Source organism: Polynucleobacter necessarius (assembly GCF_900096765.1).
Taxonomy (GTDB): Bacteria; Pseudomonadota; Gammaproteobacteria; order Burkholderiales; family Burkholderiaceae; genus Polynucleobacter; species Polynucleobacter necessarius_F.
Window position 1 is genome coordinate 830,519 of sequence record NZ_LT615228.1, and the last position, 26,186, is coordinate 856,704.

A 26,186-nucleotide genomic window follows, 5' to 3' on the forward strand; every position below is an offset into this window, starting at 1 on the left:
GACTTTTGGATTGACACTTGAGTTTACTTACTCGCGCGATGCTTTTTTGCGCTCATGCTCCTTGAGGTAACGCTTGCGAATACGAATGCTCTTAGGCGTGACTTCCACCAATTCATCATCATCAATAAACTCTACTGCGTATTCCAAGTTAATTGCAATTGGGGGAACCAAACGCACTGCTTCGTCAGTACCAGAGGCGCGAACGTTAGTTAATTGCTTGCCCTTAATGGGGTTCACAACCAAATCGTTATCACGACTATGGATACCAATCACCATACCTTCGTACAAAGGATCGCCCGGGCTGACAAACATACGTCCACGGTCTTGTAATTTCCATAAAGCATAAGCAACCGCTTCGCCATCGTCTTGGCTAATCAATACACCGTTGTGACGCTCGCCTAAGATACCCTCTTTAGCTGGGGCATAGGAATCAAATGTATGACTCATTAAGCCGTTACCGCGGGTCATCGTCATAAAGTCACCCTGAAAGCCGATCAAACCCCGAGCAGGAATTCGGTATTCAAGACGAGTACGACCTTTGCCGTCACTCACCATATCAAGCAACTCACCCTTACGTCGACCTAAGTCTTCCATCACAGCACCTTGGGTGGTGTCTTCTACGTCAACCGTTAAATTCTCATAGGGCTCCATCTTTACACCATTTTCTTCATGGAAAACTACGCGCGGACGAGAAACGGCCAATTCATAACCTTCACGACGCATAGTCTCTACCAAAATGGTGAGGTGCAATTCACCACGACCTGATACCTCGAATACGGTATCGTCGTCAGTATCTTTTACGCGCAAAGCCATATTGGACTTTAATTCGCGATCCAAACGTTCACGAATTTGACGGCTAGTTACAAACTTACCTTCGCGACCTGCCAATGGGCTGGTATTCACCATGAAGTTCATGGTCAAGGTAGGCTCATCAATTTTGAGCATTGGCAAAGCTTCTGGGGTCTCTGGCGAACAAACCGTAGTGCCAATTGCTAAATCTTCAATACCGTTTATCAAGACGATGTCGCCTGCTTGAGCTTCATCTACTAATTCACGCTCTAATCCGCGGAACTTCAGCACTTGGTTAATACGACCTTTCCGCTGAACTCCTTCTGGGCCGTCCATAAAGACGACATCCATGCCTGGTTTGACGGTGCCACGGTTTACGCGGCCAACACCAATCTTACCAACGTAAGTGCTGTATTCAATCGAGGTGATTTGCAACTGCAAAGGGCCTTCTGGATTGTCGTCACGAACTGGAACATGCTTGAGAACTGTATCAAACAATGGGCGCATATCGCCTTCACGCACATCATCGGTCATGCCCGCATAGCCATTTAAACCAGAGGCATAAACCACTGGGAAGTCCAACTGCTCTTCAGTGGCACCCAGTTTGTCGAACAACTCAAAGGTGGCATTAATTACGTAATCGGTTCGCGCACCCGGACGGTCAACTTTATTGATCACGACAATTGGCTTCAAGCCTAAAGCCAAGGCTTTTTTGGTTACAAAGCGTGTCTGTGGCATTGGCCCCTCAACTGCATCGACCAAGAGTAGTACACCATCAACCATAGATAGCACACGCTCTACTTCACCACCGAAGTCTGCGTGCCCTGGGGTATCAACGATATTGATATGGGTGCCATCATATTCCACAGCACAGTTCTTAGACAAAATAGTAATGCCACGCTCTTTTTCCAAGTCATTAGAGTCCATGACACGTTCGGTCACTTTTTCATTGGAGCGGAATGTGCCAGATTGGCGCAAGAGTTGGTCAACTAGGGTAGTTTTACCGTGGTCAACGTGGGCGATGATGGCAATGTTACGAAGTGCGCGTTTAGTCATGTGAAGCTTCTAAAGTTTAGGATCAGTAAAAGGGTTAGATGTAATTCGTTTAGGGTTAATGAGCCTGAGAAATCAGACGCTTTGGGTGTAAGACCCCAGAGCGCCAATCCGCAGTTCCAATAAAGTTATGTGGTGCAGCAGTGGCGCGATAAATACGTACTAATGCTTCGATCGAAGGCAGGCTCAAGGGAACTCGTTGGCCCATTTCTAAGCGCTTCGCTTGCTGCTCGTCAACCGTTAAATGCGGCAAGGTCTGCAAAAGCGCATCGACTGGGAGAATATAGCTTGAACTATCGTGCAAGCCCTTTTGAATCGAATCCAGCGTAAAAGACTGCTCCAGCGTGAGGTGCCCAACTTCTGTACGGCGCAAGCCAACTAAATGGGCGCCACAAGCAAGCGCATTCCCGAGATCCTCAGCCAGCACACGAATGTAAGTGCCCTTGCTACAAGTGACCTCTAAGGTGGCCTGTGGCCACTGGATATTAATCCAACGAATTTGATGAATGATGATATCTCGTGGTGTGCGCTCTAACTCGACGCCAGCCCGGGCATATTCATAAAGTGGTTTGCCATCACGCTTTAAAGCCGAGTACATGGGCGGCACTTGAGAAATCGAGCCTATAAATTGCGGCAAAAGTGCATCTAAGGTTTTTTGAATTGCTGCTTCATTTTCAAAACTAGGAAGTGAAAACTCCTCAATGACTAAGCCCTCAGCATCGCCGGTATCGGTACGAGATCCGAACTTGACTTGTGCCACGTAGGTTTTATCAGCTTCTAATAAATCCTGTGAGTATTTTGTGGCTTCACCTAAGCAAATTGGTAATAGGCCAGTAGCCATCGAATCTAATGTTCCAGTGTGACCAGCCTTCTCAGCATTGAAGGCACGTTTGACAGCAGTAACTGCGCTCTGTGAACTCATTCCAGCGGGCTTATCAAGCAATACCACTCCGTCGATACGCGTGGACATGTTATTTATTCTCGTCCGCTTGATCGCTACGATCACTGTCAACCGCTTGATCGACCAATCGAGACATTTCTATACCGTGCTCCACAGAACTATCATAGTGAAAGTGCAAAGTAGGTACGGTATGAATGTGCAAGCGTTTAAACAATAAGGAGTGCAAATATCCCGCCTTTTCTTGAAGCGCTTTCAATGCATGCTCGGGCTCAGCACCCAAGACAGTAAAGAGCACTTTTGCATGAGCCAAGTCTGGTGAGAGCTCAATACTTTGCAGGGTAATCAAACCCAAGCTAGAACTGCGTAACTCACGCGGAATTAACTCGGCCAGGTCTCGCTGAATTTGATCAGCAAGACGCTGGTTACGATGTGGGCTTGTCTTATGCATACTAATCGTGCTTAAAGTGAACGAGCAACTTCAGTTACCTCAAACACTTCAAGCTGATCGCCTTCTTTAATGTCGTTGTAGCCTTTTAATGACAAACCACATTCAACACCGGCACGAACTTCTTTAGCATCATCTTTAAAGCGCTTGAGAGAGTCCAACTCACCGGTCCAGATAACCACGTTATCTCGCAGGAGTCGAACGCTTGAAGTACGTTTAACAATACCGTCAACAACCAAGCAACCCGCAATCGCGCCAACTTTAGATACCAAGAAGACTTGACGAATTTCAACCAAGCCAGTGATTTCTTCTTTCTTATCTGGGGTCAACATTCCGCTCAGAGCAAGCTTCACTTCATCGACTGCGTCATAAATGATGTTGTGATAACGAATATCTACGCCATTGTTCTCGGCCAACTTACGAGCTGCAGCATCAGCGCGAGAGTTAAACCCAATGATGACTGCTTTAGAAGCCACTGCTAAGTTCACGTCAGTTTCAGTAATGCCACCTACAGCGGCATGAACGATTTGCACCTTCACTTCTGGAGTAGAAAGCTTCATCAATGACTGAGACAACGCTTCTTGTGAGCCCTGTACGTCTGCTTTGATGATTAATGGCAATAACTTCGCTTCAATGGCACCCTCACCCATGTTTTCCATCATGGTTTCGAGCTTGACGGCTTGCTGTTTGGCCAACTTCACATCACGGAATTTACCTTGACGGAAAAGTGCAATCTCACGAGCCTTACGCTCATCTGGAACGACTTGAACAGATTCGCCAGCAGCTGGCACATCGGCTAAACCTTGGATCTCTACTGGAATGGATGGGCCTGCCTCGTTACATGGCTTGCCGTTCTCATCCATCATCGCACGCACGCGTCCGAAAGTAGAACCAGCCAGCAACATATCGCCACGCTTTAAAGTACCGGATTGAACTAATACCGTTGCAACCGGACCCTTACCTTTATCTAAGCGAGCTTCAATCACCAAACCTTGCGCTGGAGCATCTTTAGGAGCCTTAAGCTCCAAGATTTCTGCTTGCAAAAGTACGTTCTCTAGCAAGGCATCAATGCCCTCACCTGATTTAGCGGATACAGGAATAAATGGCACGTCGCCACCGTATTCTTCAGGAACGACCTGCTCAGCTACCAACTCAGTTTTTACCCGCTCTGGGTTAGCTTCAGGCTTATCAATTTTGTTAATCGCCACAACCAAAGGCACTCCACCAGCAATTGCATGGTGAATTGCTTCTTTAGTCTGTGGCATAACGCCATCATCTGCAGCTACAACCAAGATGACGATATCAGTCGCCTTAGCACCACGGGCACGCATCGCAGTAAACGCTTCGTGACCCGGGGTATCCAAGAAAGTAATCATGCCACGAGGTGTTTCTACGTGGTAGGCACCGATATGCTGAGTAATGCCGCCAGCTTCGCCAGTAGCAACTTTTGCTGCGCGAATCTTATCGAGTAAAGATGTTTTACCGTGATCAACGTGACCCATCACAGTAACTACCGGGGGACGTGGCAACAGCTCTGCATCATGACTTTCGCTACCGAGATCTAAATCTGGATCATCTAACTTCGCAGCGTGCGCACGATGACCCATTTCTTCGACGATGATCATTGCAGTATCTTGATCGAGAACCTGGTTGATGGTAACCATCTGACCCATGCCCATCAATAACTTAATTACTTCAGCACTCTTGACGGCCATTGCGTGAGCGAGCTCCGCAACAGTAATCGTTTCTGGTACGTGTACATCTCTCACCACTGGCTCAGTTGGGACTTGGAAGTTGGTGTCAACGTTAGCTTCAGCGATTTGACGCTGCTTCTTACGGCCGCCACCTGAACGCCAGCCACCTACTCCACCAGAGGTGTCACCACGAGTCTTTAAGCCACCAGGCTTCTTGGCGCCTTCTTCTTGCCAAGTAGAAGATGTCTCTGATGATTTGATTGTCTTACCGCCAACTTTTGCTGGAGATTTTTTCTTATCCTCAGCGCCTTCAGCCTTAGCAGGCTTGTGCAAGGTTCCTTTTTTAGCTTCTTCAGCAGCGATTTCACTAGGCGCCTTAAGAACACGCGCAGGAGCACTCATCATGTCACGAATTGCCAGTGCCTCTGCTTCAGCGGCAGCACGACGCACACGAATATCAGCTAACTCTTTTTCTTTGCTAGCCGCTAAATCTTTCGCAGCTTTGTCTGCTTTTGATTTTTTCTCGGCAGCAGTGGCAGCAACATCTGACGCTTCCTCAACAGTCTTGGCTTCTTTCTCAATAATAGGAGCAGAAACCTCTTTTTGACGCGCCTCTTCGGCCGCCTTCATTTCCGCTTCTTGACGAGCGAGTAGCTCAGCTTGACGGGTTGCCTCAGCTGCCCGCTTTTCTAACTCTTCTTCTGAAAGAATTGGTTTAACAGGAGCTACTGGGGCAGCTTCTTTAATGGGTTTTTCTGGATTCGCTTCAGGAGATTTATCTCCTGCCTTAACCAGCACACGCTTTTTGCGAACCTCAACCTGCACAGTGCGAGTGCGTCCAGCAGAATCTGCCTGACGAATCTCTGAACTCTCGCGCTTGATTAAGGTGATCTTTTTGCGTGCGCCCGCATCCGCATTACCATGCGCTTTTTGCAAATGCTCGAGTAAGACGGTTTTGTCCTTCTCGGTAATGCTCTCATCCTCAGAACCTTTTTCGATCCCGGCTGCCTTGAATTGCTCCAAGAGGTCAGCTGCAGTTCTTTTCAGTTCCTTAGCGAGTACTTTTACTGTTGTTGTTGCCATGCACTACTTCCTCTCATGAAGTAAACCAATGTTCGCGCGCTTTCATGATGAGCGTTTTCGCAGTTTCTTCGTCAATTTGTGTCGCCTCAACCAGCTCATCAACAGCTAATTCAGCAAGGTCGTCACGGGTATGTACTTGATTGTCAGCAAGCTTAGCAATCAACTCTGTGGTCATTCCTTCTAGGGTACGCAAGTCTTGTGACACTTCGCCAATACGCTCTTCTTTTGCTAATTCCATAGTCAACAAAGAATCGCGAGCACGTGTACGCAACTCGCTCACAGTGTCTTCATCAAATGAGTCAATTTCTAACATTTCAGAAAGAGGTACATAAGCAACCTCTTCCAAAGTATTGAAACCTTCTTCAATCAAGATGTCAGCTACTTCTTGATCCACGTCCAACTTGTCCATAAACAGTTGACGTACAGAAGAAGCTTCTTTTTCAGTTTTTTCAGCAGACTCTTCTGGGGTCATGATGTTGATCTGCCAACCAGTCAAATCACTAGCCAAGCGAACGTTTTGCCCGCTACGACCAATCGCAATAGCCAAGTTCTCTTCATCAACTACCACGTCCATCGCGTGACGCTCTTCGTCAACCACAATAGAAGATACCTGAGCGGGCGCCAAAGCACCAATCACAAATTGGGCTGGATCTTCAGACCACAATACGATATCTACTGCCTCACCAGCCACTTCGTTGCGCACCGCGGTAACACGTGTACCACGGACACCAACGCAGGTGCCGATTGGGTCAATACGCTTGTCATAAGTAACGACAGCAATCTTTGCACGAATACCAGGATCACGAGCTGCGCCCTTAATCTCCAGGAGACCTTGCTCCATCTCAGGAACTTCGTTCTCAAACAGCTTGATTAAGAATTCTGGGCAAGTACGAGAGAGTTCGATCTGTGGGCCACGTGCTTCGCGATCCACTTTGAGGATATAAGCACGTACACGGTCACCAGAACGCAAGTTCTCTTTTGGAATCATTTGATCGCGACGCAACAGAGCTTCCACGCGACCAGATTCGATGATCAAGCCATTCTTATCAGCACGCTTAACGGTACCGGTCATGACTTTCTCGCCACGCTCAAGATAATCGTTCAAAATTTGCTCACGCTCTGCATCACGAATGCGTTGCAAAATCACTTGTTTTGCAGCTTGTGCACCAATACGGCCAAACGCTAAAGATTCAATCTGCTCTTCGATGTAGTCGCCAACCTCGATATCGGGTAACTGCTCTTGAGCTTCAAATTGCAAAATCTCTTTGTCTGGCTCTTGTAGACCAACTTCGTCAGGCACAACGAGCCAGCGACGAAAGGTTTCGTACTCACCCGTATCGCGGTCGATGGTTACACGAATATCCACATCCTCGGTTGCATAACGCTTTTTTGTGGCTGATGCCAACGCCATTTCTAGCGCCTCGAACACAATGGCTTGATCAACGTTCTTTTCACGCGCTAGGGCGTCTGCCAACATGAGAACTTCTCGGCTCATGACTTTCTTCCTTTGAAATCAATAACAGGGACCAACCGGGTCTTATCAACCTCGGCTAAAGAAAACTCCAATTGAGAGGGCTGACCATCAGCACCCTCGAACACCAAACCAAATTTAGCATCAGGCGAATTCAACTCACCAGTCAGCAAACCTTGCAACACACCACGAAAATTCTTACGATTACCAACTGCAACACGCAACTTCAAATCCACTTCCATTCCAGCAAAGCGCTCAAAATCTTGCGCACTCTTGACCGGACGATCTAGGCCTGGAGAAGAAATCTCCAAACGCTCATACGGAATGTTTTCCACAGGCAAGGTGTAGCTCAACTGATGGCTCACCTTCTCGCAATCCAAAACTGTAATCAAGCGCTCGTAATCTGGGTTTTCAATCGTGACACGCAACAAACCTCCGGCTTCACGCTCAATATCAACTAGCGTGTAACCTAAGTTTTCCAACTCTGCAGCGATGATCCTTTGATCTTTCACGACACCCTTCAAACAAAAAAGCAAAAAAAATGGGCTTCAAAGCCCATATTCTCGAGATTCAGAACAGGCCGACTTACGTTGATCGCAACATCAGTCGGTAACAACACTTGCAACATAGCGTAGCGGTGTGCTGCAAGACCAAAATTATAGCTGATTTTTAGGGAAACCTCTTAGAAATCAGAAGCTTTCGCCAGGATTTCGGGGCTTTCTAGGTCCTTTATTAAAAGGCTTGCGTCCCTTTGGAGCATTGCGTTTTGGCCCATTTCCCGGTGTTTGGGGGGCGCCAGTCACAAATGCAGACTGACCATGATGGACTTTTTTGGCCTTATTACGACCTTGGCCATTGCCGCCCTGCCCGCCTTGGCCAGGTCTACCGCCCTGAGTACGACCCCGAAACGGTCCACGCCCATCGCCTGTTCCACCATTGCCACCACCCGATTTTCCACCTCTACCCTGGTGAGTGAGGCCATTATGGCCGCTAGCCAGCGTTAAGGCATCACGTGAGCCCCAATAAGAAACTGAGGTTTGCATTGGATCAGGTTGCAAATCCTCTCCCAAGGGATGGCGATCACGATTGTTTAGATTAGATCCGCGGCCTTTATCTTGTGGCTGTGGCATTTTTAGGCCAGCAAACTTCATCAAGTTATAAATACCGCCGGCCTCAACCTCTTCCCACTTACCGCGCCTTAAGCGTGGAGGCAAGAGGAACATGCCATAACGTGTTCGAATCAAACGAGAAACAGTATGTCCCACTGCTTCAAACATGCGGCGCACTTCGCGATTACGACCTTCGGTCAAAGCTACGTGGTACCAACGATTTGCACCATCACCACCGCCCATCGCCAAACGTAAAAATTTTGCTTGGCCATCATCGAGCTGTATTCCACTCTTTAATTGAGTGGTATTTTCTTGGCTCAATTCACCCAAAATACGAACAGCGTATTCGCGCTCCACTCCGTAACGAGGGTGCATTAAGCGATTTGCTAATTCACCTGAGGTGGTAAATAGCAGAAGACCTTCAGTATTGAAATCCAAACGACCCACTGCTATCCAGCGTCCTTGACGTGGCTTGGGTAAGCGGTCAAACACGGTTGGGCGACCCTCTGGATCAGACTGGCTAACAATCTCGCCAGCAGGTTTGTGATAGAGAATCACGCGTGGTGGTTTGGTTTGAATCTTGCGATGCACAGGCTTGCCGTTAATGCGCACTTGATCGGTTGGCCCAATACGCTGGCCAATATGCGCAGGTAAACCATTAACAGAAACGCGCCCTTGAATAATCAAGTCTTCCATGTCACGACGCGAACCCATGCCAGCGTCTGCCAACACTTTATGCAACTTCACTGTATCTTCATCGTCTGCGTCGTCATCTAAACCATCCAGATCAGACCACACTTCGTCACGCAAACTCAGAGGTAACTCATCAACATTAGCAAATTGCAAACTGCTCATCTCTTCTTCGGTAGGGGCATCTGGATCTTCCTCCTCACGTGAGCGTTGGGCGCGTTGTGCACGACGCTCTGCTCCGGTTTGGTGAGAAATTTCGCTCTCACTCTCATTTAATCCTTCAGGATTAGACATCTCAACCACTTCAGGAGCATCTAAGGCAGCATCAAACTCACCAGACACAACCGATGCAAACAATGCCTCTACTTCCGCAGGATTAGGTGCCAACTTTGCTGATGAATTACCGCCCCCCCTCACGCTGACTATTGCCCCCACCACTGGCATCGCCTTCGCGACGCGGCTTATCCTTATTGAAAGGTCGCTTCTTATTAAAGGGGTACTTCCCAGAACCTGCTCGGCGTGGACCACGTGGTCCACGATCCTCGCGGGGAGCGCGCTCTCCACCTTCAGGCTTAGCACCTTCAGTAGGTGATGGCGTTGCTTGAGGTACTACCGGAGATGAATCGTTTTCGTTAGAGCTTGTCATTAATCTTATTTTGTTTCGTCTGACGGATCATCAGACTCAGGGGTGACTTCTTCTGCATCTTCAATTTCAGTGACTTCAATTTCTTTGGTGATTTCTACGATAGTTTCTTCTTGAACTACTGTTTCGCCATCAATCACAACGGTTTCTACTGTTGCCGTTGGATCAAAATCGATTACCGCTTGACCTAGTTGTTCTGCAGCAGCCATCGGTGCAGAATCTTCCAAGATCGGCAAGCTTTGCAAATTGGTTAAGCTCAGATCATCTAAAAACTGTTTCGTAGTGGCATATAAACCGGGGCGACCGACTGTGTCCTTATGACCAATCACCTCTACCCAACCCCGATCTTCCAACTGCTTCATGACGTTACTGCTGACAGCAACACCTCGAATCTCTTCAATCTCGCCGCGGGTAACCGGTTGGCGGTAGGCAATGATCGCCAAGGTTTCAAGTACTGCACGAGAATATTTAGGCGGCTTTTCGGGAGTCAAACGGTCCAAGTACTCACGCATTGACAAGCGGCTCTGAAAGCGCCAGCCAGTCACAATGTGTACCAACTCCATGCCTCGATCATCCCAGGCGCGCTGAATTTCAATTAAAGCTTCATCGATATCAGCAGTGGTGATGTCCTCAACAAATAAACGGGACAAGTCGGCAACCGTCAATGGCTCCTGGGCGCACAGGAGGGCTGTTTCTATAACGCGCTTGTTGTGATCGTCCATAAAAGTTGGGCTACCAGGAATATCCCAAGTGAGCCTTAAAAATGTATTTCAGTAATGGGTTTTGGTGTTTTTTAGCGACTACGGACAATTCATCTCATCATTTCTTGTTAGGGAATGCGCCCGCGCTGCAACGAAGTCTTTTTCGTTCACCGTGCGGCCATTATAAGGTAGGCTCAATACAATAGCTACATGCAAGAAAATTCTTCTAAAAGCTCCACTACCGACCTAATATCCGCCCAACGCAGACGTTTGCTTAGCCTAGGCATTGGTACTGGCGCCTTCATTGGCGCTGGCACTCTGAGCTCATGTGGTCTCATGGCACCCAAAAAACCAGTGCTTGGCCTGGTATTAGGTGCAGGTGCAGCACGAGGGTTCGCCCATGTCGGGGTGATCAAAGCCCTGGAAGCCCAAGGCATTCGCCCTGATGTAGTAGTGGGCAGTAGCGCAGGTAGCGTCATCGCCGCACTCCTTGCTTTTGGCGCCACCGGAAATGATCTCAACCGACTAGCCCTCAATCTGGATGAGGCAACGATTGCCGACTGGGGCCTACCATTTGCAGGCCGCTTTGGCGGCCTCATTAAAGGCGATGCGCTGCAAAACATGATTAATCGTGAAGTACAAAACAGAACGATTGAGCAGATGCGCATCCCCTTAGGTATCGTTGCTACGGAATTACAGTCGGGCAAAGGCGCACTCTTTCGTAGCGGCAATACTGGTCAAGCGGTGCGCGCATCATGTAGCGTGCCGGGTGTATTTCAACCGACTGTCATTGCTGGCAAAGAATATGTTGATGGCGGATTAGTTGCACCAGTACCAGTAAGTTATGCAAAGCAGATGGGTGCCACACTCATCATTGCCGTCAATATTTCTTCAGAGCCCGTGCATCAAGATGCGAGCGGTACCTTTGGCGTCTTACAGCAAACCATTTCGATCATGCAACGAAGCATTAATCAATATGAATTAAAAAGTGCTGATGTCGTGATCACACCCCATCTCAAACAAATGAGTAGTGGTGATTTCAAATCCAGGAATGCAGCAATCTTGGCAGGTGAAATTGCCGCGCAAGAACAAATGCCACTCATTAAGGAAAAGCTGAAGGGTTAGCGCCCAATAAGCCTGGGAAATTACAGGCTGCGAGACTTGCGCTTGAGGTTCTTCACTTCGTTTAACAACTCTTGACGCTCTGCATCGTCTAAGTTGTCGCTTCCGTCTAGACGGCGCGCGCCATCAAAACGCTTATCCCAATACAAACTTCCCAGGTCATCTACGCGAACGTTTGCACCCTTGGAAGGTGAATGAATAAATTTGTTGTCACCAACATAAATTCCCACATGGGAAAAAGTTAAACGCATGGTGTTAAAAAATACCAAGTCACCAGGTTGTAATTCTTCACGAGAGATGGGCTTACCCACGCGGCTCATTTGGGTAGCTTTGCGTGGCAAAAGAAAACCCAACTTATCCTTAAATACATATCCAACAAAACTACTGCCATCCAAACCAGATTGCGGCAACTCCGCATCCCAGCGATAACGCACACCAATGACTTCCATAGCGCGGTTGATTAAATCCTCAGACTTACCGGTCACGGTATCGGCCAAGCGATCTGAAACACGGGAGATGTAGGCTCTTCCAGCCTGGAACATGCTTTCCTTGGGAACGACCGCGGCATCAGCGGATGCATCAGCAGATACATCGGCAGCATGAGTAGTCATAGCGAGCAAACCCAAGGCTAAGGCCAAGGTTTGAGTAATCAGCACTTTTTTCAATGACATCCGACCAGTTTAACAAAGAACTTTTATTTAACCAAGTCTTCACTGAGCGCTTAAGTCTTTGTTTATTAAGTTAATTTTGTTAATTTAGGACTCAAAGTTGAAATAAATGCACCAAATTAGCTCATTTCAGAGGGGTGTGAATCGTGATGGAAGAAATACAAGCGAGTTTTAAGTGAGTTCGGCTGCTGCAAAAAGCGCTTTGGTGTAGATCTGACTGGGATGCTTAATCAGGGTTTCAGTATCCCCAAACTCAACAACCCTTCCCTCTTTCAAGACCATGACCTCATGAGACATTGCACGGATCACCGCCAAATCATGACTAATCATCAAATATGCCAAGTTGTATTTCTTCTGCAACTCTGCCAGCAAGGCAAGCACCTGCTTTTGAATAGAAACATCTAAGGCAGAAGTAGGCTCATCCAATACCAAGATCTGCGGACGCAAAATGAGTGCGCGCGCAATGGCAATTCGCTGTCTCTGACCACCAGAAAATTCATGCGGGTAACGTGTCAATGCGGCTCGATCTAAGCCTACCTCTTTGAGCATATCGACCACTCGTGATTCACGTTCAGCAGCAGAAAGTTTTGGGAAATGGACATCTAGACCCTCAGCAATGATTTGCAAGACATTCATGCGGGGAGAAAGCGAACCAAACGGATCTTGAAAGATGACCTGCAAACTGGAGCGCATGGCACGTCGCTCTTTGGGTTTGAGAGTTTGCCAATCAACACCTAGAATATCCACAACACCACTGACTAAGGCCACAGAATCACCAAGCAGGCCAAGCACAGCCATACCCAAAGTAGTCTTACCGGATCCAGACTCGCCAATCACACCAATGGTTTGGCCTTGCTTTAAATGAAAGCTAACTTTCTTAAGCACTTTGTGTGGTGGTGCTTTTTTAAACCAAGAACTCGCTTCAGAACTCGGGTAGGCCACTGACAAGTTGTCGGTCTGCAAAAGCACCGGAGCCAAGGGCATTACCGGCGCTAAATTGCGTACTGGCCCGCTATTGACTAAAGCACGCGTATAAGGATCAGTCGGATGCTCAAACACTTGTTTGGTTGACCCTGACTCCATCAAGTTGCCTTGATTTAAGACTGCAACCCGCTGAGCAAAGTGCTTTACTAAATTCAGATCATGCGTGATGAGTAAGATTCCCATGCCACCATGATCTTTCGATTCTTCTTGTAACTCTTTGAGTAGCTCCAAAATTTGCAGACGCAAACTGACATCGAGTGCGGTAGTGGGTTCATCAGCAATCAAGAGACGAGGCTTGCACGCCAATGCCATAGCTATCATGGCACGCTGACGTTGTCCGCCTGAAAGCTGATGAGGATAAGCGTGAAAACGTCGCTCAGGCTCCGGGATACCAGTTTTCTTGAGTAGATCAATTGCCGCATCTACGCAATCTGCTCTCGAGAGCAGGGGTTGATAAATCTGCACTGCCTCGATGATTTGATTGCCGATCGTAAACAAAGGGTTGAGTGCGGTCATCGGCTCTTGAAAGACCATTGCAATCTCACGCCCACGAATGGCACGAATATCCTCAATTGGCAAGGACAACAAATCGACAACACCCTGCCCATCCTTTTTATTCCATAGAATTTTTCCAGAGACTTTGGCGCCTTCTGGCTCCAACCTCATGGGTGCGAGTGCGGTTAAGGTTTTGCCCGAGCCTGATTCCCCAACTAAGGCCACTCGCTCACCAACTCCAATTTCAAGGTCTAAGTGATTGACAGCAAATTTTTCACGACGTCCCGATCCAAAGGAAATACACAGATCTTCGTATCGAAGCAAGCTCATGAGCGACCTCCGCTCATCAAGCCAGACTTACGGGAATCATATGCATCGCGTAATGCTTCACCCATAAAGGTGAGGAGCAATAAAGTGCCCACCAAAACCACAAAGGTAGACAAGGAGATCCACCAGGCATCTAAATTGCCTTTACCCTGAGAAAGCAATTCACCCAAACTAGGTGTGCCAGGTGGAACGCCAAGCCCTAAGAAATCTAAACTCGTTAAAGACAAAATTGCCGCACTCATGCGAAACGGCAAAAAGGTAATCACAGATGTCAGGCTATTAGGCAGGATGTGACGCCACATGATTTGCAAATTGCTTAAGCCAAGTGCGCGAGCTGCACGGACATACTCTAAGGCGCGGTTACGAAAAAACTCTGCACGGACATAGTCCGATAATCCCATCCACCCAAATGCTGCTAAGAGAATAATCAATAAAGAAACGCTCGGATTAAAAATGGAGGCAAAAATAATGAGGAGATACAGTTCTGGCATGGCTGACCAAATCTCAATTAAGCGCTGAGAAATGAGATCAAATTTGCCTCCAAAAAATCCCATCAAGGAACCAGTGATGATGCCCACACTCACGCCAACAATCGTCAGCGCCAATCCAAACAAGATGGATAAGCGAAAGCCATAAATGAGGCGCGATAACACGTCCCTGCCCCGGTCATCTGTGCCCAGCCAGTTCTGCCGCGAGGGCGGCGCAGGATTGGGCACTTGTGAGAAATAATTGAGCGTCTCATAACTATACGTAATTGGTGGGTAAATTGCCCAATTGCCATGAGTAGTAATGTTTTGACGAATGTCTGGTTCTAGGAAGTCCGTTGGTGTTGCAAAGTCTCCACCAAATACGGTCTCAGGCTGGCTTTTGACAATCGGAAAATAGAAGTGGCCGTCATAACGAACTACTAAAGGTTTGTCATTTGCAATTAACTCTGCACATAAAGATAAGCCAAAAAAGATTACGAAAATCCACAGGCTGGCATAGCCTCTGCGATTAGATCGAAATCGTTGCCAACGACTCATGAACCACCTCCAGCACCAAACTGAATGCGAGGATCAACATAGACGTAGCAAAGATCAGAAATCAGCTTCGTAAACAAGCCAATTAAGGTAAACAGATAGAGTGTTCCAAATACGACTGGGTAATCCCGACGCATCACCGATTCATAAGAGAGCAAACCCAGGCCATCTAAAGAAAATAGCGTCTCAATCAATAAAGAGCCGGTGAAGAAAGCGCCAATAAATGCCGCGGGGAACCCAGTTACCAAGGGCAGCATGGCATTACGAAATACATGCTTCCATAACACTTGCTTCTCTGTCAGGCCTTTTGCTCTAGCAGTCAGCACATACTGCTTACGAATCTCTTCTAAGAATGAATTTTTAGTCAGCATGGTAACGACCGCAAAGCTACCCAAGACCGAAGCAGTGATTGGGAGCACCAAGTGCCATAGATAATCCATCACCTTGCCAATCAAACTCAAGTCACTCCAGTCATCGGAGGTGAGTCCCCGCAAAGGAAAAATCTGCAGAAAACTACCACCGCCAAATAGAACTAATAAAAGTACGCCCAGAACAAATCCAGGTATCGCGTAGCCCACCAAAATGATCGTGCTAGTTACCGCATCAAAACGGGAGCCATCGCGCACAGCCTTTGCAATCCCCAGGGGTATAGAGACCAGATACGTAATAAAGAAAGTCCATAAACCAATGCTGATCGACACCGGCAATTTAGAAACCACTAAACGCCAAACGCTCTCGTGCTGATAGTAACTTTCACCTAAATCAAATCGAGCAAAACGACCGAGCATCATAAAGTAACGCTCTACTGGGGGCTTATCAAAACCATAGAGTGCCTTAACTTCTTCAAGGCGCTGGACATCGACTCCCTGGCGTCCACGATAGCTTGCCCCCGAACCAGAAGACTCTGTTCCGCCTGAGGCTGCATTACCCTTCCCTTTGAGCTCAAGCACCATTTGCTCTACAGGACCGCCTGGCACAAACTGGACGACAGCAAAGGTTAATGTCAATACGCCCAACAAAGTGGGAATCATGAGCAATAAACGTTTAAAGATGTAGGTGCGCATTTGGCCGTGCATTATTTAGACTCTTCTTTCCACCAATTTTGCATAATCCAAGGTTCAGCCTGGTAATACAAAGGAGGCTCGGGATAGCGCATCTCTTTGCGAAAAGCAACGCGATGTGTTGGGTTGTACCACTGCGGCACAACGTAATAGCTATTCCATAACACTCTATCTAACGCTCTTGCAGCAGCACTCAATTGCTCTCGGTTTGGTGCCTTCGTAATCTCATCGACCAAAGCATCTACAACTGGTGACTGAATGCCAATAACGTTATCTGAACCCTTTTCTTTAGCTGCCGCACTGCCAAAACGATCCCAAAGCTCACTACCTGGGTTTTGAGAATCCAAGAAACGTACGGTGGTCATATCAAAATCATATTCATTCATCCGCTTTTGATGCAAGGCAAAGTCGCTGGTACGAACATCTACTTGAATGCCCAATTTCTCCAGATTACGTATATAGGCTGAAATGACACGCAGGAAGAAACCACCATCTTCAACAATCTCAAATCGAAATGGCTCCCCCTTTTCATTACGCAAAGCGCCGTCGCGATATTGCCAACCCGCATGCATGAGTAGTTCACGTGCTTGACGTAAATTTTGTCTCAAACTTCCGGGGGGCTTGGTGGAGGGCGCTGGTGGCATTGGACCAAATACTGCGTCGGGTACCCATTGTGGATATTTTGCTTTGAGCGGTTTGAGTAGTTTCAACTCTGCTTCAGTTGGTTTGCTAGGACCGTTAAAGTTGGCACTCAAATCACTGTTGGTGAAGTAACTATTAATGCGACTGTATTGGTCAAAAAAGATTTGACGGTTTAACCACTCAAAATCTAAAGCCAAACCCAAGGCTTGACGCACCCGCGGGTCTTGAAAAATTGGCCTGCGTACATTCATCGCAAAACCTTGCATACCTGCACCGTTGTGATTGATAAAGGCCTTTTTCAGCAAAGTGCCATTGTCAAATTTGGAACCCACATAACCTTTAGCCCAAATCTTGGCGCGATACTCTACGAGAGCGTCAAACTCCCCTGCCTTAAAAGCCTCCAGGCGCACAGCATCATCGCTATACAGCTTGTACAGTACGCGATCAAAGTTATAAAAGCCCACACGGATATTGAGGGGCTTGCTCATTTGATTGGCCCAATACTGCGGATTCTTTTTATAAGTAATCGACTTGCCAGCTTTGAATGACTCAATTAAATAAGGTCCACTGCCAATGGGAGCTTCAAATGCTAACTTTTCAAATGGGATCATCGTGCCATCGGGTTTTTTACCCCAATTACGCGAAAAGATCGGCAAAGTTCCTGCCAAGATTGGGAGTTCAGTGTTGGTGTTTTTAAAATCAAAACGCACAACTCGATCGGAGAGTATGGTCGCTTGAGTAATATCTGCAAAAGTAGTTTTGTATCGTGGATGTGCTTTACCACTCATTAAGACATCAAAGCTGTACTTTACATCGGCAGCTAATACGGGACTGCCGTCAGAAAACTTTGCCTCTGGACGAATACGAAAAGTCACCGACTTGTGATCGGGAGCAACTTGAATATCTTCTGCCAATAAGCCATAAACGCTGGAAACCTCATCAGCACTACCTTCGGCAAGGGACTCAAACATCAAATCAATCCCAGGAGCGGTGACGCCGCGTAAGGTAAACGGATTGAACTTATCAAAGCTATTTCTCTGGCCTGGATTTGGCAATACCAGGGTGCCTCCTTGGGGGGCGTTCGGGTTGACATAGTCAAAATGGGCAAACCCCTCTGGATACTTAGGTTTGCCGTACTGGGCTATCCCCTGTCCAGCCTGTACAAAATTGCCGCCAAGCCCTAGCAGCATGGCTAGTAGGAGGAATTGAGCAATTTGGGCAATGGGCTTTAGGGTCGGCATATATGCAATAATTGTAGATAGATAGCAAATCATATTTGAAGCAAAGGAAAAGGACACAACATGAAGCAAAGGACACAACACATGGGCTTTCTCACCGGCAAAAAAATCCTCATCACCGGCCTCCTCTCCAATCGCTCTATCGCCTATGGCATTGCCAAGGCCTGCCATCGTGAAGGTGCTGAATTAGCCTTTACCTACGTGGGCGAGCGCTTTAAAGACCGTATTGTGGATTTCGCAAAAGAATTCAATTCGGAGTTGATTTTCGACTGCGACGTGGGTAGCGACGAGCAGATTGTTGCTTTATTTAAGGATTTAGCCAAATCTTGGCCTCAGTTTGACGGTTTTGTGCACGCTATTGGTTTTGCCCCCCGCGAAGCGATTGCAGGCGACTTCCTCGAAGGTCTTTCTCGCGAAGGCTTCAAGATTGTACACGATATTTCGGCCTATAGCTTTCCTGCAATGGCAAAAGAGGCATTGCCCATGTTGCGCGATAAATCCTCCTTGCTAACGCTCACGTATTTGGGCTCCATGAAAAACGTTCCTAACTACAACACCATGGGTTTAGCAAAAGCATCACTTGAAGCTTCAGTGCGCTACTTAGCCGGTTCAGTTGGCCCTAAAGGCATACGTGCTAACGGCATCTCTGCTGGCCCCATCAAAACCCTAGCCGCATCTGGCATTAAAGGCTTTGGAAAAATTTTAGAAGCAGTTGAACAAACTGCCCCACTGCGTCGTAACGTCACCATTGATGATGTTGGCAATACGGCAGCATTCTTATTATCCGATTTAGCAAACGGCATCACCGCAGAAATTATTTACGTTGATAACGGCTTTAGCCAAGTAGTTGGCGGAATGGAAGATGCGTGAGTTCTGAATCACCGATTAGCTTACGTGAGGCCCTCAAGTTTTGGACCAAACTAGGCTTCATTAGTTTCGGTGGCCCTGCAGGGCAAATCGCAGTCTTACATCAAGAGTTGGTAGAAAAGCGTCGCTGGATTTCTGAGCGGCGTTTTTTACATGCGCTGAACTATTGCATGTTGTTGCCAGGACCAGAGGCTCAGCAGCTAGTGACCTATATTGGCTGGTTAATGCATCGTAGCTGGGGTGGCATCCTGGCTGGCACCCTCTTCGTATTGCCTTCATTATTAATCTTGATCGCTTTATCGTGGGTCTATCTCACCTTTGGACAGGTGCCATGGATTGCAGCGGTCTTTTTTTGGCATCAAACCTGCTGTCACTGCAATCGTCCTGCATGCTGCCGTTCGTATCGGTAAGCGCACGCTTGCCAGCAATACCCTGAAATGGATTGCATTGGCTTCCTTTTTAGCAATATTTATTTTGAATTTATCGTTTCCCATCATCGTCATCATTGCAGCCGCAATTGGATTTTGGGGTGGCAAACGTTACCCCGAACAATTTAGTCATAGCAATGGGCATGGCAACTCTAAAGATCGACATTACGGCAAAGCCATGATTGATGATGACACCCCCACGCCGACTCATGCTCAATTTCGCTATCAAACCACCTTATTGCATAGTGCTGTAGCACTGACTTGCTAGGCACTTCCGATAGGCTTATTGATCGCATGCTTTGGGTGGAAAACCTTGTACCCAGAGCTAGCTTGGTTCTTTACTAAAGCAGCTCTTCTCACCTTTGGCGGCGCTTATGCAGTGCTGCCTTATGTTTATCAAGGCGCAGTAGACCACTTCCATTGGTTAAGTGCCGGACAAATGATGGATGGTTTGGCGCTTGGCGAAACTACTCCAGGACCACTCATCATGGTGGTTGCTTTTGTGGGTTACTTGGCAGGACATATTCAGCGTCTGATTGGTAATAGCAATCCATTTTGGTTTGGCGTGCTTGGTGCATGCGTTGCCACTTGGTTTACTTTTTTACCCTCATTTTTTTTCATCTTAGTTGGTGGCCCTTTAGTAGAGTCAACTCATGGCAAGCTAGGCTTTACTGCACCACTCACAGCAATTTCTGCAGCAGTGGTTGGCGTTATCGTTAATCTGGGCCTCTTCTTTGCTTATCACGTCTTTTGGCCCCATGGACTAGGTGGGTCGGTTTCTTGGTTATCGATCCTCATTTGTGTCGGTGCAGGGGTAGCCCTGTTTCAGTTTCAAAAAGGCGTGATGACCGTGCTGGGTGCCTGCGCTGCAGCAGGTCTTTTGAGCTACTTCGCCAGCGTTCTCTTAGTCTAGTTCAGTTTTTCCCAAGATTGGCATAATGGAAGTATGCGAATCGAACCTCAAACTATCACCCATCTGCAAGAGTGGATCGGCAAAACCGAAACCCTCACTGACACCGTTACTGCCGCACCAGTACGCGCTCTATCGGCAACCCTAGATCGTTCAGACCCATTACCAGGCAAAGGCACATTCTTACCTGAGCTATGGCATTGGCTCTATTTTTTACCGCACGCACGCCAATCCGAAATTGGTCCTGATGGTCACCCTAAACGTGGCGGCTTTCTACCTCCAGTTCCACTACCCCGTCGGATGTGGGCAGGAAGTCGAGTGCAATGGTTAGAGCCTCTTTCTGTTGGCGATGAGATTGAGCGCGTTTCCACTATTGAATCGGTTACCCACAAATCTGGTCGCACTGGAGATTTGATTTTTGTTTTAGTCAAACATCACATCTCCAATCAAAAAGGTTTGGCCATCATTGAAGAGCACGACATCGTGTATCGTGACGCGCCAGGCTCAGATGACAAGCCGGTTGCCCCAACACCAGCGCCGAGTGAGGCCACATGGACTAAGACAATTACTCCAGATGATGTACTACTGTTTCGCTACTCTGCATTAACTTTTAACGGACATCGGATTCATTACGACCGTAAATACGTTACTGAAGTAAAAGGCTATCCCGGACTCATTGTTCATGGTCCATTGATCGCCACCCTCTTGGTGGATTTGGTGCGCCAGAGTATTCCGAATTGCAAACTCAAGAGCTTTGAGTTCCGTGCCATTCGCCCTACTTTTGATATCAATATTTTCAAGGTGAGCGCCAAACCCGATTTAGAAAAAGATCCTTCAGGCAAAACGATTTCTATTTGGGCCCAAGATCATGAAGGCTGGCTTACCATGCAAGCCAGTGCAGTTCTAGCCTAACCCCATCAAAAAGAGTGTCATGAGTAACGACCATTTATCACGCGAGCTAGCAAAGTTTGCAGCTAATCTTCAAATGCCTGATGTTCCTGTGGACGTTGTACATCGCGCAGAAGATCTTCTAGTTGATTGGTTTGGATCTGCTATCGCAGGCAAAGGCTCTCGTCCTGTAGAAACGATTACGCAGTTTGCCCAAAATATGAGTGGCTTTAGTGACTCACATGCCGGCCCTTCTGAAATTCTGATTGCCCGTAAAAGCTCTAGTCCATTTTTAGCGGCTATGGCTAATGCTGCTGCTTCTCATGTCGCCGAGCAAGATGATGTGTACACAACGGCTCCGTCTTTCATCCTGCGACGGTGGTCTTTCCGCCGGCCTTAGCTTGCGCTCAAGCCATTGACGCATCAGGTAATGACTTATTGCTCGCTTCCATTGTTGGCTATGAAGTAGGTATTCGGGTCGGTGAATTTTTAGGTCGTTCGCACTACAAGGTATTTCATACCACTGGTACTGCTGGCACGATTGCGGCAACTGCTGCAGTTGGACGTCTACTCAAACTCAACCCTGATCAAATGCTTCATGCCTTTGGTTCTGCAGGAACACAATCGGCTGGTCTTTGGGAGTTTTTGCGCGATGCTGCTGACTCCAAGCAATTACACACAGCCCATGCAGCCGCTACAGGTTTGATGTCAGCCTATCTTGCTCAATCTGGATTTACTGGCGCGCAGCATATCCTGGAAGGCAAACAAGGGATGGCGGCAGGCATGTCCAGCGATGCTAATCCTAGTAAGCTGGTTGATGGTTTGGGTAAACGTTGGACTCTCGCCGAGACTAGCTTTAAGTACCACGCATCTTGTAGGCACACCCACCCTGCTGCTGATGCGCTGTTACAGGTTATGCTTGCCCATCAACTCAAACCCAGCGATATCGCAAAAGTGGAAACATTGGTTCACCAAGGCGCAATCGATGTATTAGGTCCAGTGACCGATCCTGCAACTGTGCATCAATCAAAGTTCTCCATGGGTACCGTTTTAGCGCTTGTTGCCCACTATCAATTCGCCGGTCTACAAGAATTTGATTCACACTTTCATGATGACGATATTTGCGCATTCCGCGATCGCGTTGCTATGACTCTTGATCCCGAAGTCGATAGCGCCTATCCACAACGCTGGATTGGTAAGGTCAAAGTACAGCTTCACAATGGTCAAATCCTCGAAGGGCGCGTTGATGAACCCAAAGGCGACCCTGGCAATACCCTAACACGCGCTGAAATTACCGATAAAGCGATGCGTCTTGCCGCATTTAGTGGCGGCGCTACCCCTACAGAGATGACTCAGGCAATTGATCTCTTGTGGAATATTCGCAAACAAGCCAAGATAGGCTTTCTGCTGCCCCAACAATAAATCTCTCTTTATGAATCCATTGAACACCCCCTTAGGCTTTAGCACCAACTTTCTATTTGTACCGGGCACCCGTCCTGAGCGTTTTCTCAAAGCCCTTGATAGCGGCGCCAGTGGTGTAGTACTTGATCTAGAAGATGCTGTTGCTGAGGAAGACAAAGATGTAGCTCGCAATGCCATTCGAAATGCATGGCCACAATTCTCAGATGAGCAAAAGCAGCGTTTAGTGATTCGCAGTAACTCACCAGGCAGTAAGTTCTACTCAGCAGATTTAATGTTGGCTCAAGAACTAAAAGTGGGCTGCTTGCTCATACCAAAAAGCGAGTCTTTAGATCAGATCAATGGCGCGGCACTCGTATTACCAAACACCGCGATCATTCCGATGATTGAGACTGCAATCGGCCTTGATCGTTTGCGTGAAATTTCCAACTCCAATCAAGTTCTTCGCCTAGCATTGGGCAATCTCGATTTGCAAGCAGATTTGGGAATGATTTGCGATGCCCAAGAAACTGAACTACAAACTGCGCGCTATCAAATAGTTCTTGCCTCACGTTTGGCCCAAATTGCCCCTCCAATAGACGGGGTTACTCCCTCAACCGATGACCTTCCTCGTATTACGGAAGATGCAGAACGGGCCAAGCGCATGGGTTTTGGTGCAAAACTATGCATTCACCCTAAGCAGGTAGCGATTGTGCAGGCAGCATTTATGCCCACCGAAGAAGAGGTCAATTGGGCCCAGAGGGTGATTCAGGCCGATCAAGCTTCAAAAGGGGGCGCAGTAAAACTCGACGGCAAGATGATTGACCGCCCCGTAGTCCTATTAGCGAAAAGAACGCTTGCAGTTGCTGGTAAACACTAATTCTGCTAGCAGGCCATTTTGTGTAAAAAATGGCAAAATTCACTAAACAATGCAGTAACTCAGTGCATTCAATAACTGATACCTTATAAAAAGAGACAAAAATGAAATTACATAAAACACTGTTGACTGGATTTTGTACGCTCGTTGTCCCATTCTCTGCTGGTGGCCCAACCGATGCAGTGGCCCGTTTGATCGCTGTACCCATGGGAAAAGAATTGGGACAAACTGTCATAGTTGAGAATACTGTAGGCGCTGGCGGCACCATTGCTGCAACACGCGTCGCACGTTCCGCTCCTGATGGCTACACGATCTTTATTCACCATATGGGCATGGCAACTGCGCCTGCTTTGTACAAGAAGAAGCTGAACTTCGATCCCATGAAAGACTTTGAATATATTGGCCAGGTAGTCGATGTGCCAATGGTGCTTCTGGGTCGTAAAAACTTTCCTCCAAAATTTCAAAGAGCTAGAGGTCTACATCAAGGCAAATAAAGACAAAGTTACCCTAGCCAATGCTGGCCCAGGCGCAGTTTCACAGCTTTGCGGACTCTTCTCTTGTTTATGTCTCGTGAAGGTGTAGAACTCACTACCGTTCCTTACAAAGGTACTGGCCCTGCACTGACTGACTTACTGGGCGGCCAAGTCGATTTATTGTGTGACCAAACGACGCAAACCGTTCCTTACATCAAGGATGGCTTAGTTAAGGCCTATGGCGTAACGACCCCTAAGCGTCTGCCTGCACTTCCCAACATTCCAACACTGGATGATCAGGGCCTCAAAGGTTTTGAGGTGAAGGTATGGCACGGTATGTACGTTTCCAAAGGCACGCCTCCAGCCATTTTGAATAAGATTAATAAAGCTCTGAATGTAGCTTTAAACGATCCAGAAGTAAAAGCCCGCTTAGCAGAGTCCAATATTGAAATTGTTCCGCCTGCCAAGAGAACACCAAATGGGTTAAAAGATCACCTCGATGCTGAAATTAATAAATGGGGTCCCGTGATTCGTAAGGCTGGCGCTTACGCTGACTAAATGAACTAGGCAGTTCAACCAACATTAAAGCCAGCATAACGCTGGCTTTATTTTTTTAATCTCAACAACGGTTTTTTGAATAGAGTGCAGATCAAAACCATTACTTGCAGGGATAACGCTGCTTTAAAAAGCGTATCAAAGTTTTTGCTGCGCGCTCTTGATCAAATTGCGGATGTGCACGAGTCCAAGCTATAAATTCCTGCAAAATCATTTCTCGGGTATCGCCTGCTTGCGAAAAGCAAATGGACTGCTTCGCATTCGGGGCGGCATTGGCTAGGTAAGATTGGTAAACCCCTTCCCCAAAGCCAAAGCAAAAATTTTGCGCATCTGGTTCACTGCCATTTTTACAAACATCTACCAAAGCGCTTGTAGAAGTGCCACTTTTTGGCAATGATACTTGGGGATACGCAAACTGACACGCTAGAGAAAGTGCAATTGCAGAGGAAATTTTCAGTGATTTCATCATATAGCTTTCAATCATGATTAGCGTCTAAACCCACCCATGCGGCCTGCTCCAAAACCACCCCGAAAGGCGCCGCCTCCAAAACGATCTTCATTGAATCGATCATCATCGGCATCCATGCGAGCCTGCTCCCTGAGAGCATTTTCTTGCATTGCTTCACGATCTAGATTAGGACTAGATCTATCCTGCTGAACGGCATTTCTGGCTTCTTGATTCAAACGATTTGCTTGAGCAAGTTCTTGTGGAGTTGCATTTTTATCAAAGGCACTATTGGCACGCTGTGCATCTGACCTTGCTGCCTGCTTTTGAGCGGGAGTGGCATTGTTCTTCCAATCATTTAACAAGCGTTGCTGATTTTGAATACTGCTTGGCCCAATCACTCCACGAGATTTATCTCCAGGAGAATTACTAGCGGTGTTATTCACATTAATTGTTCCTGATGACCATGCAGGGGTTGCCCAAAACGCATCACCTACCGCCAAACCAACTCCAAAGGACATAGCGCCCCACGCAGAGTTGTAGACTGGATAAGGAGGATAGTCAGGATAAGGCCATGGCCCATAGACTGCATCTGGGCTATAAGAGGGAACATACACTATTTGAGAATTTGTAGGTATAATCAGAATATTTCCATTAGCATCGGTAGTCACAGTCATTTGCTGATTGCTATTTAATTTACCGGCACGCATTGCGCGCTTTCTCAGCGATTGGACGGCGCTCATCGTTTGTGCTGGCTGTAACTTATATGCGTTACCCAGATTTTGAGTCCACTGCAATTGATTGCCCATCATATTAAATGCCTTTGGGAATGACATGAGCGACTTCACACTGTCATTCCAACTCTGCGCCTTAAGAGCATTTTGTAAATCTGCACCGGCTAATTTCGAATGATTAGCTCTCCAGTTATAAGCCTCAGCTACTTCTAAGGGATAAGTTGAAGCTAAAAGCATCAGAGACAATAATGAGTCTGGATAAAGAGCAATCGGCGAGACCAAGGATTCCAATTGGGCGTTCGATAAGGAGTGCGGCGCGGATGAATCAACCCCCATCTGCGAGTCAAAATTGGTGGAATTGGAGTTACTTGCGCATCCAGAAAAAACCAACAAAATAGAGATGCAAAAAAAAGAGGTCAAAGGGATAACTAAAAATCTTTTTTGCAATTGACTCAATCTCATACTAGCTCCAA

The 26,186-nt window shown here is 47.3% G+C and carries 20 protein-coding genes and 3 pseudogenes; 7 read left to right on the forward strand and 16 right to left on the reverse strand.

What is annotated here, in order from left to right; all coding sequences use genetic code 11:
• Positions 1-27: 27 nt before the first annotated feature.
• The 9 genes from typA to scpB form a co-directional block, all read right to left on the reverse strand.
• The gene (gene typA / locus DXE33_RS04320) at positions 28-1,845 is read right to left on the reverse strand and encodes a translational GTPase TypA (RefSeq protein ID WP_114638775.1); all 1,818 of its coding nucleotides are present in this window, start codon (positions 1,843-1,845) and stop codon (positions 28-30) included.
• A gap of 55 nt (positions 1,846-1,900) precedes the next feature.
• Positions 1,901-2,812 (reverse strand): tRNA pseudouridine(55) synthase TruB, encoded by a 912-nt coding sequence (truB, locus tag DXE33_RS04325; RefSeq protein ID WP_114638777.1) that lies wholly within the window; start codon positions 2,810-2,812, stop codon positions 1,901-1,903.
• A 1-nt stretch (position 2,813) separates the two neighbouring features.
• On the reverse strand, positions 2,814-3,191 hold the full coding sequence (gene rbfA / locus DXE33_RS04330; RefSeq protein WP_114638779.1) for a 30S ribosome-binding factor RbfA: 378 nt from the start codon (positions 3,189-3,191) through the stop codon (positions 2,814-2,816).
• 11 nt (positions 3,192-3,202) lie between these two features.
• Positions 3,203-5,965 carry a translation initiation factor IF-2 gene (infB, locus tag DXE33_RS04335; protein WP_114638781.1) on the reverse strand — a complete coding sequence of 921 codons (2,763 nt, stop codon included), beginning with the start codon at positions 5,963-5,965 and terminating at the stop codon, positions 3,203-3,205.
• A gap of 13 nt (positions 5,966-5,978) precedes the next feature.
• A complete protein-coding gene (gene nusA / locus DXE33_RS04340) occupies positions 5,979-7,460 on the reverse strand; it encodes a transcription termination factor NusA (RefSeq protein ID WP_114638783.1) in 1,482 nt (493 codons plus the stop codon).
• Entirely contained in the window at positions 7,457-7,948 is a 492-nt protein-coding gene (gene rimP, locus DXE33_RS04345; RefSeq protein ID WP_114639719.1) for a ribosome maturation factor RimP, read from the reverse strand. The genes nusA and rimP overlap by 4 nt, the downstream gene beginning before the upstream one ends.
• Positions 7,949-8,125: 177 nt before the next feature.
• Positions 8,126-9,652 (reverse strand): 23S rRNA pseudouridine(2605) synthase RluB, encoded by a 1,527-nt coding sequence (gene rluB / locus DXE33_RS04350; RefSeq protein ID WP_231970380.1) that lies wholly within the window; start codon positions 9,650-9,652, stop codon positions 8,126-8,128.
• On the reverse strand, positions 9,636-9,881 hold the full coding sequence (locus DXE33_RS04355; protein ID WP_114638785.1) for a hypothetical protein: 246 nt from the start codon (positions 9,879-9,881) through the stop codon (positions 9,636-9,638). Before DXE33_RS04355 ends, rluB begins: the two co-directional genes overlap by 17 nt.
• Positions 9,882-9,886: 5 nt before the next feature.
• Positions 9,887-10,600, reverse strand: coding sequence for an SMC-Scp complex subunit ScpB (scpB, locus tag DXE33_RS04360; protein ID WP_114638787.1), 714 nt, complete (start codon positions 10,598-10,600; stop codon positions 9,887-9,889).
• A gap of 189 nt (positions 10,601-10,789) precedes the next feature.
• Between scpB and DXE33_RS04365 the strand changes: the two genes are divergently transcribed.
• Positions 10,790-11,704, forward strand: coding sequence for a patatin-like phospholipase family protein (locus tag DXE33_RS04365; protein ID WP_114638788.1), 915 nt, complete (start codon positions 10,790-10,792; stop codon positions 11,702-11,704).
• Positions 11,705-11,724: 20 nt separating this feature from the next.
• Here the strand turns inward: DXE33_RS04365 and DXE33_RS04370 are convergent, their stop codons facing one another.
• The 5 genes from DXE33_RS04370 to DXE33_RS04390 all read right to left on the reverse strand — a co-directional run bounded on the left by DXE33_RS04370 (position 11,725) and on the right by DXE33_RS04390 (position 18,141).
• Positions 11,725-12,372 carry a C40 family peptidase gene (locus tag DXE33_RS04370; protein ID WP_114638790.1) on the reverse strand — a complete coding sequence of 216 codons (648 nt, stop codon included), beginning with the start codon at positions 12,370-12,372 and terminating at the stop codon, positions 11,725-11,727.
• A gap of 168 nt (positions 12,373-12,540) precedes the next feature.
• Entirely contained in the window at positions 12,541-14,178 is a 1,638-nt protein-coding gene (locus DXE33_RS04375) for an ABC transporter ATP-binding protein (protein WP_114638792.1), read from the reverse strand.
• A complete protein-coding gene (locus DXE33_RS04380) occupies positions 14,175-15,200 on the reverse strand; it encodes an ABC transporter permease (protein WP_114638794.1) in 1,026 nt (341 codons plus the stop codon). The genes DXE33_RS04375 and DXE33_RS04380 overlap by 4 nt, the downstream gene beginning before the upstream one ends.
• The gene (locus tag DXE33_RS04385; protein WP_174222316.1) at positions 15,197-16,261 is read right to left on the reverse strand and encodes a microcin C ABC transporter permease YejB; all 1,065 of its coding nucleotides are present in this window, start codon (positions 16,259-16,261) and stop codon (positions 15,197-15,199) included. The genes DXE33_RS04380 and DXE33_RS04385 overlap by 4 nt, the downstream gene beginning before the upstream one ends.
• 11 nt (positions 16,262-16,272) lie before the next feature.
• Positions 16,273-18,141 (reverse strand): extracellular solute-binding protein, encoded by a 1,869-nt coding sequence (locus DXE33_RS04390; RefSeq protein ID WP_114639721.1) that lies wholly within the window; start codon positions 18,139-18,141, stop codon positions 16,273-16,275.
• 81 nt (positions 18,142-18,222) lie between these two features.
• Here DXE33_RS04390 and fabI point away from each other — a divergent pair, with 81 nt between their 5' ends.
• The 6 genes and pseudogenes from fabI (at position 18,223) to DXE33_RS04420 (ending at position 24,537) form a co-directional block, all read left to right on the forward strand.
• The gene (gene fabI / locus DXE33_RS04395; RefSeq protein ID WP_114638797.1) at positions 18,223-19,008 is read left to right on the forward strand and encodes an enoyl-ACP reductase FabI; all 786 of its coding nucleotides are present in this window, start codon (positions 18,223-18,225) and stop codon (positions 19,006-19,008) included.
• A pseudogene (chrA, locus tag DXE33_RS04400) lies at positions 19,005-20,346 on the forward strand (chromate efflux transporter). Before fabI ends, chrA begins: the two are co-directional and overlap by 4 nt.
• Before the next feature lie 33 nt (positions 20,347-20,379).
• Positions 20,380-21,255, forward strand: coding sequence for an FAS1-like dehydratase domain-containing protein (locus DXE33_RS04405; protein WP_114638799.1), 876 nt, complete (start codon positions 20,380-20,382; stop codon positions 21,253-21,255).
• Positions 21,256-21,274: 19 nt separating this feature from the next.
• A pseudogene (locus DXE33_RS04410) lies at positions 21,275-22,653 on the forward strand (MmgE/PrpD family protein).
• Positions 22,654-22,663: 10 nt separating this feature from the next.
• On the forward strand, positions 22,664-23,509 hold the full coding sequence (locus DXE33_RS04415) for an HpcH/HpaI aldolase/citrate lyase family protein (protein WP_114638801.1): 846 nt from the start codon (positions 22,664-22,666) through the stop codon (positions 23,507-23,509).
• 101 nt (positions 23,510-23,610) lie between these two features.
• Positions 23,611-24,537 (forward strand): annotated as a pseudogene (locus tag DXE33_RS04420) (tripartite tricarboxylate transporter substrate-binding protein).
• Positions 24,538-24,637: 100 nt separating this feature from the next.
• On the opposite strand, the gene DXE33_RS04425 reads toward DXE33_RS04420, so the two are convergent.
• Both DXE33_RS04425 and DXE33_RS04430 read right to left on the reverse strand, forming a co-directional pair.
• Positions 24,638-25,018 carry a Rap1a/Tai family immunity protein gene (locus DXE33_RS04425; RefSeq protein WP_114638803.1) on the reverse strand — a complete coding sequence of 127 codons (381 nt, stop codon included), beginning with the start codon at positions 25,016-25,018 and terminating at the stop codon, positions 24,638-24,640.
• 2 nt (positions 25,019-25,020) lie between these two features.
• Positions 25,021-26,049, reverse strand: a complete 1,029-nt coding sequence (locus tag DXE33_RS04430) for a DUF3300 domain-containing protein (protein ID WP_162785410.1) — start codon at positions 26,047-26,049, stop codon at positions 25,021-25,023.
• Positions 26,050-26,186: the final 137 nt, after the last annotated feature.

Coding starts and splice junctions, on each gene's coding strand:
- infB (WP_114638781.1), bottom strand. CDS start 5,965: ATGGCAACAACAACAGTAAAAGTACTCGCTAAGGAACTGAAAAGAACT.
- DXE33_RS04405 (WP_114638799.1), top strand. CDS start 20,380: ATGCGAATCGAACCTCAAACTATCACCCATCTGCAAGAGTGGATCGGC.
- DXE33_RS04370 (WP_114638790.1), bottom strand. CDS start 12,372: ATGTCATTGAAAAAAGTGCTGATTACTCAAACCTTGGCCTTAGCCTTG.
- nusA (WP_114638783.1), bottom strand. CDS start 7,460: ATGAGCCGAGAAGTTCTCATGTTGGCAGACGCCCTAGCGCGTGAAAAG.
- truB (WP_114638777.1), bottom strand. CDS start 2,812: ATGTCCACGCGTATCGACGGAGTGGTATTGCTTGATAAGCCCGCTGGA.
- DXE33_RS04355 (WP_114638785.1), bottom strand. CDS start 9,881: ATGACAAGCTCTAACGAAAACGATTCATCTCCGGTAGTACCTCAAGCA.
- DXE33_RS04390 (WP_114639721.1), bottom strand. CDS start 18,141: ATGCCGACCCTAAAGCCCATTGCCCAAATTGCTCAATTCCTCCTACTA.
- DXE33_RS04365 (WP_114638788.1), top strand. CDS start 10,790: ATGCAAGAAAATTCTTCTAAAAGCTCCACTACCGACCTAATATCCGCC.
- typA (WP_114638775.1), bottom strand. CDS start 1,845: ATGACTAAACGCGCACTTCGTAACATTGCCATCATCGCCCACGTTGAC.
- DXE33_RS04380 (WP_114638794.1), bottom strand. CDS start 15,200: ATGAGTCGTTGGCAACGATTTCGATCTAATCGCAGAGGCTATGCCAGC.
- scpB (WP_114638787.1), bottom strand. CDS start 10,600: ATGGACGATCACAACAAGCGCGTTATAGAAACAGCCCTCCTGTGCGCC.
- fabI (WP_114638797.1), top strand. CDS start 18,223: ATGGGCTTTCTCACCGGCAAAAAAATCCTCATCACCGGCCTCCTCTCC.
- rbfA (WP_114638779.1), bottom strand. CDS start 3,191: ATGCATAAGACAAGCCCACATCGTAACCAGCGTCTTGCTGATCAAATT.
- DXE33_RS04415 (WP_114638801.1), top strand. CDS start 22,664: ATGAATCCATTGAACACCCCCTTAGGCTTTAGCACCAACTTTCTATTT.
- DXE33_RS04430 (WP_162785410.1), bottom strand. CDS start 26,049: ATGGGGGTTGATTCATCCGCGCCGCACTCCTTATCGAACGCCCAATTG.
- DXE33_RS04385 (WP_174222316.1), bottom strand. CDS start 16,261: ATGCGCACCTACATCTTTAAACGTTTATTGCTCATGATTCCCACTTTG.
- DXE33_RS04375 (WP_114638792.1), bottom strand. CDS start 14,178: ATGAGCTTGCTTCGATACGAAGATCTGTGTATTTCCTTTGGATCGGGA.
- DXE33_RS04425 (WP_114638803.1), bottom strand. CDS start 25,018: ATGATTGAAAGCTATATGATGAAATCACTGAAAATTTCCTCTGCAATT.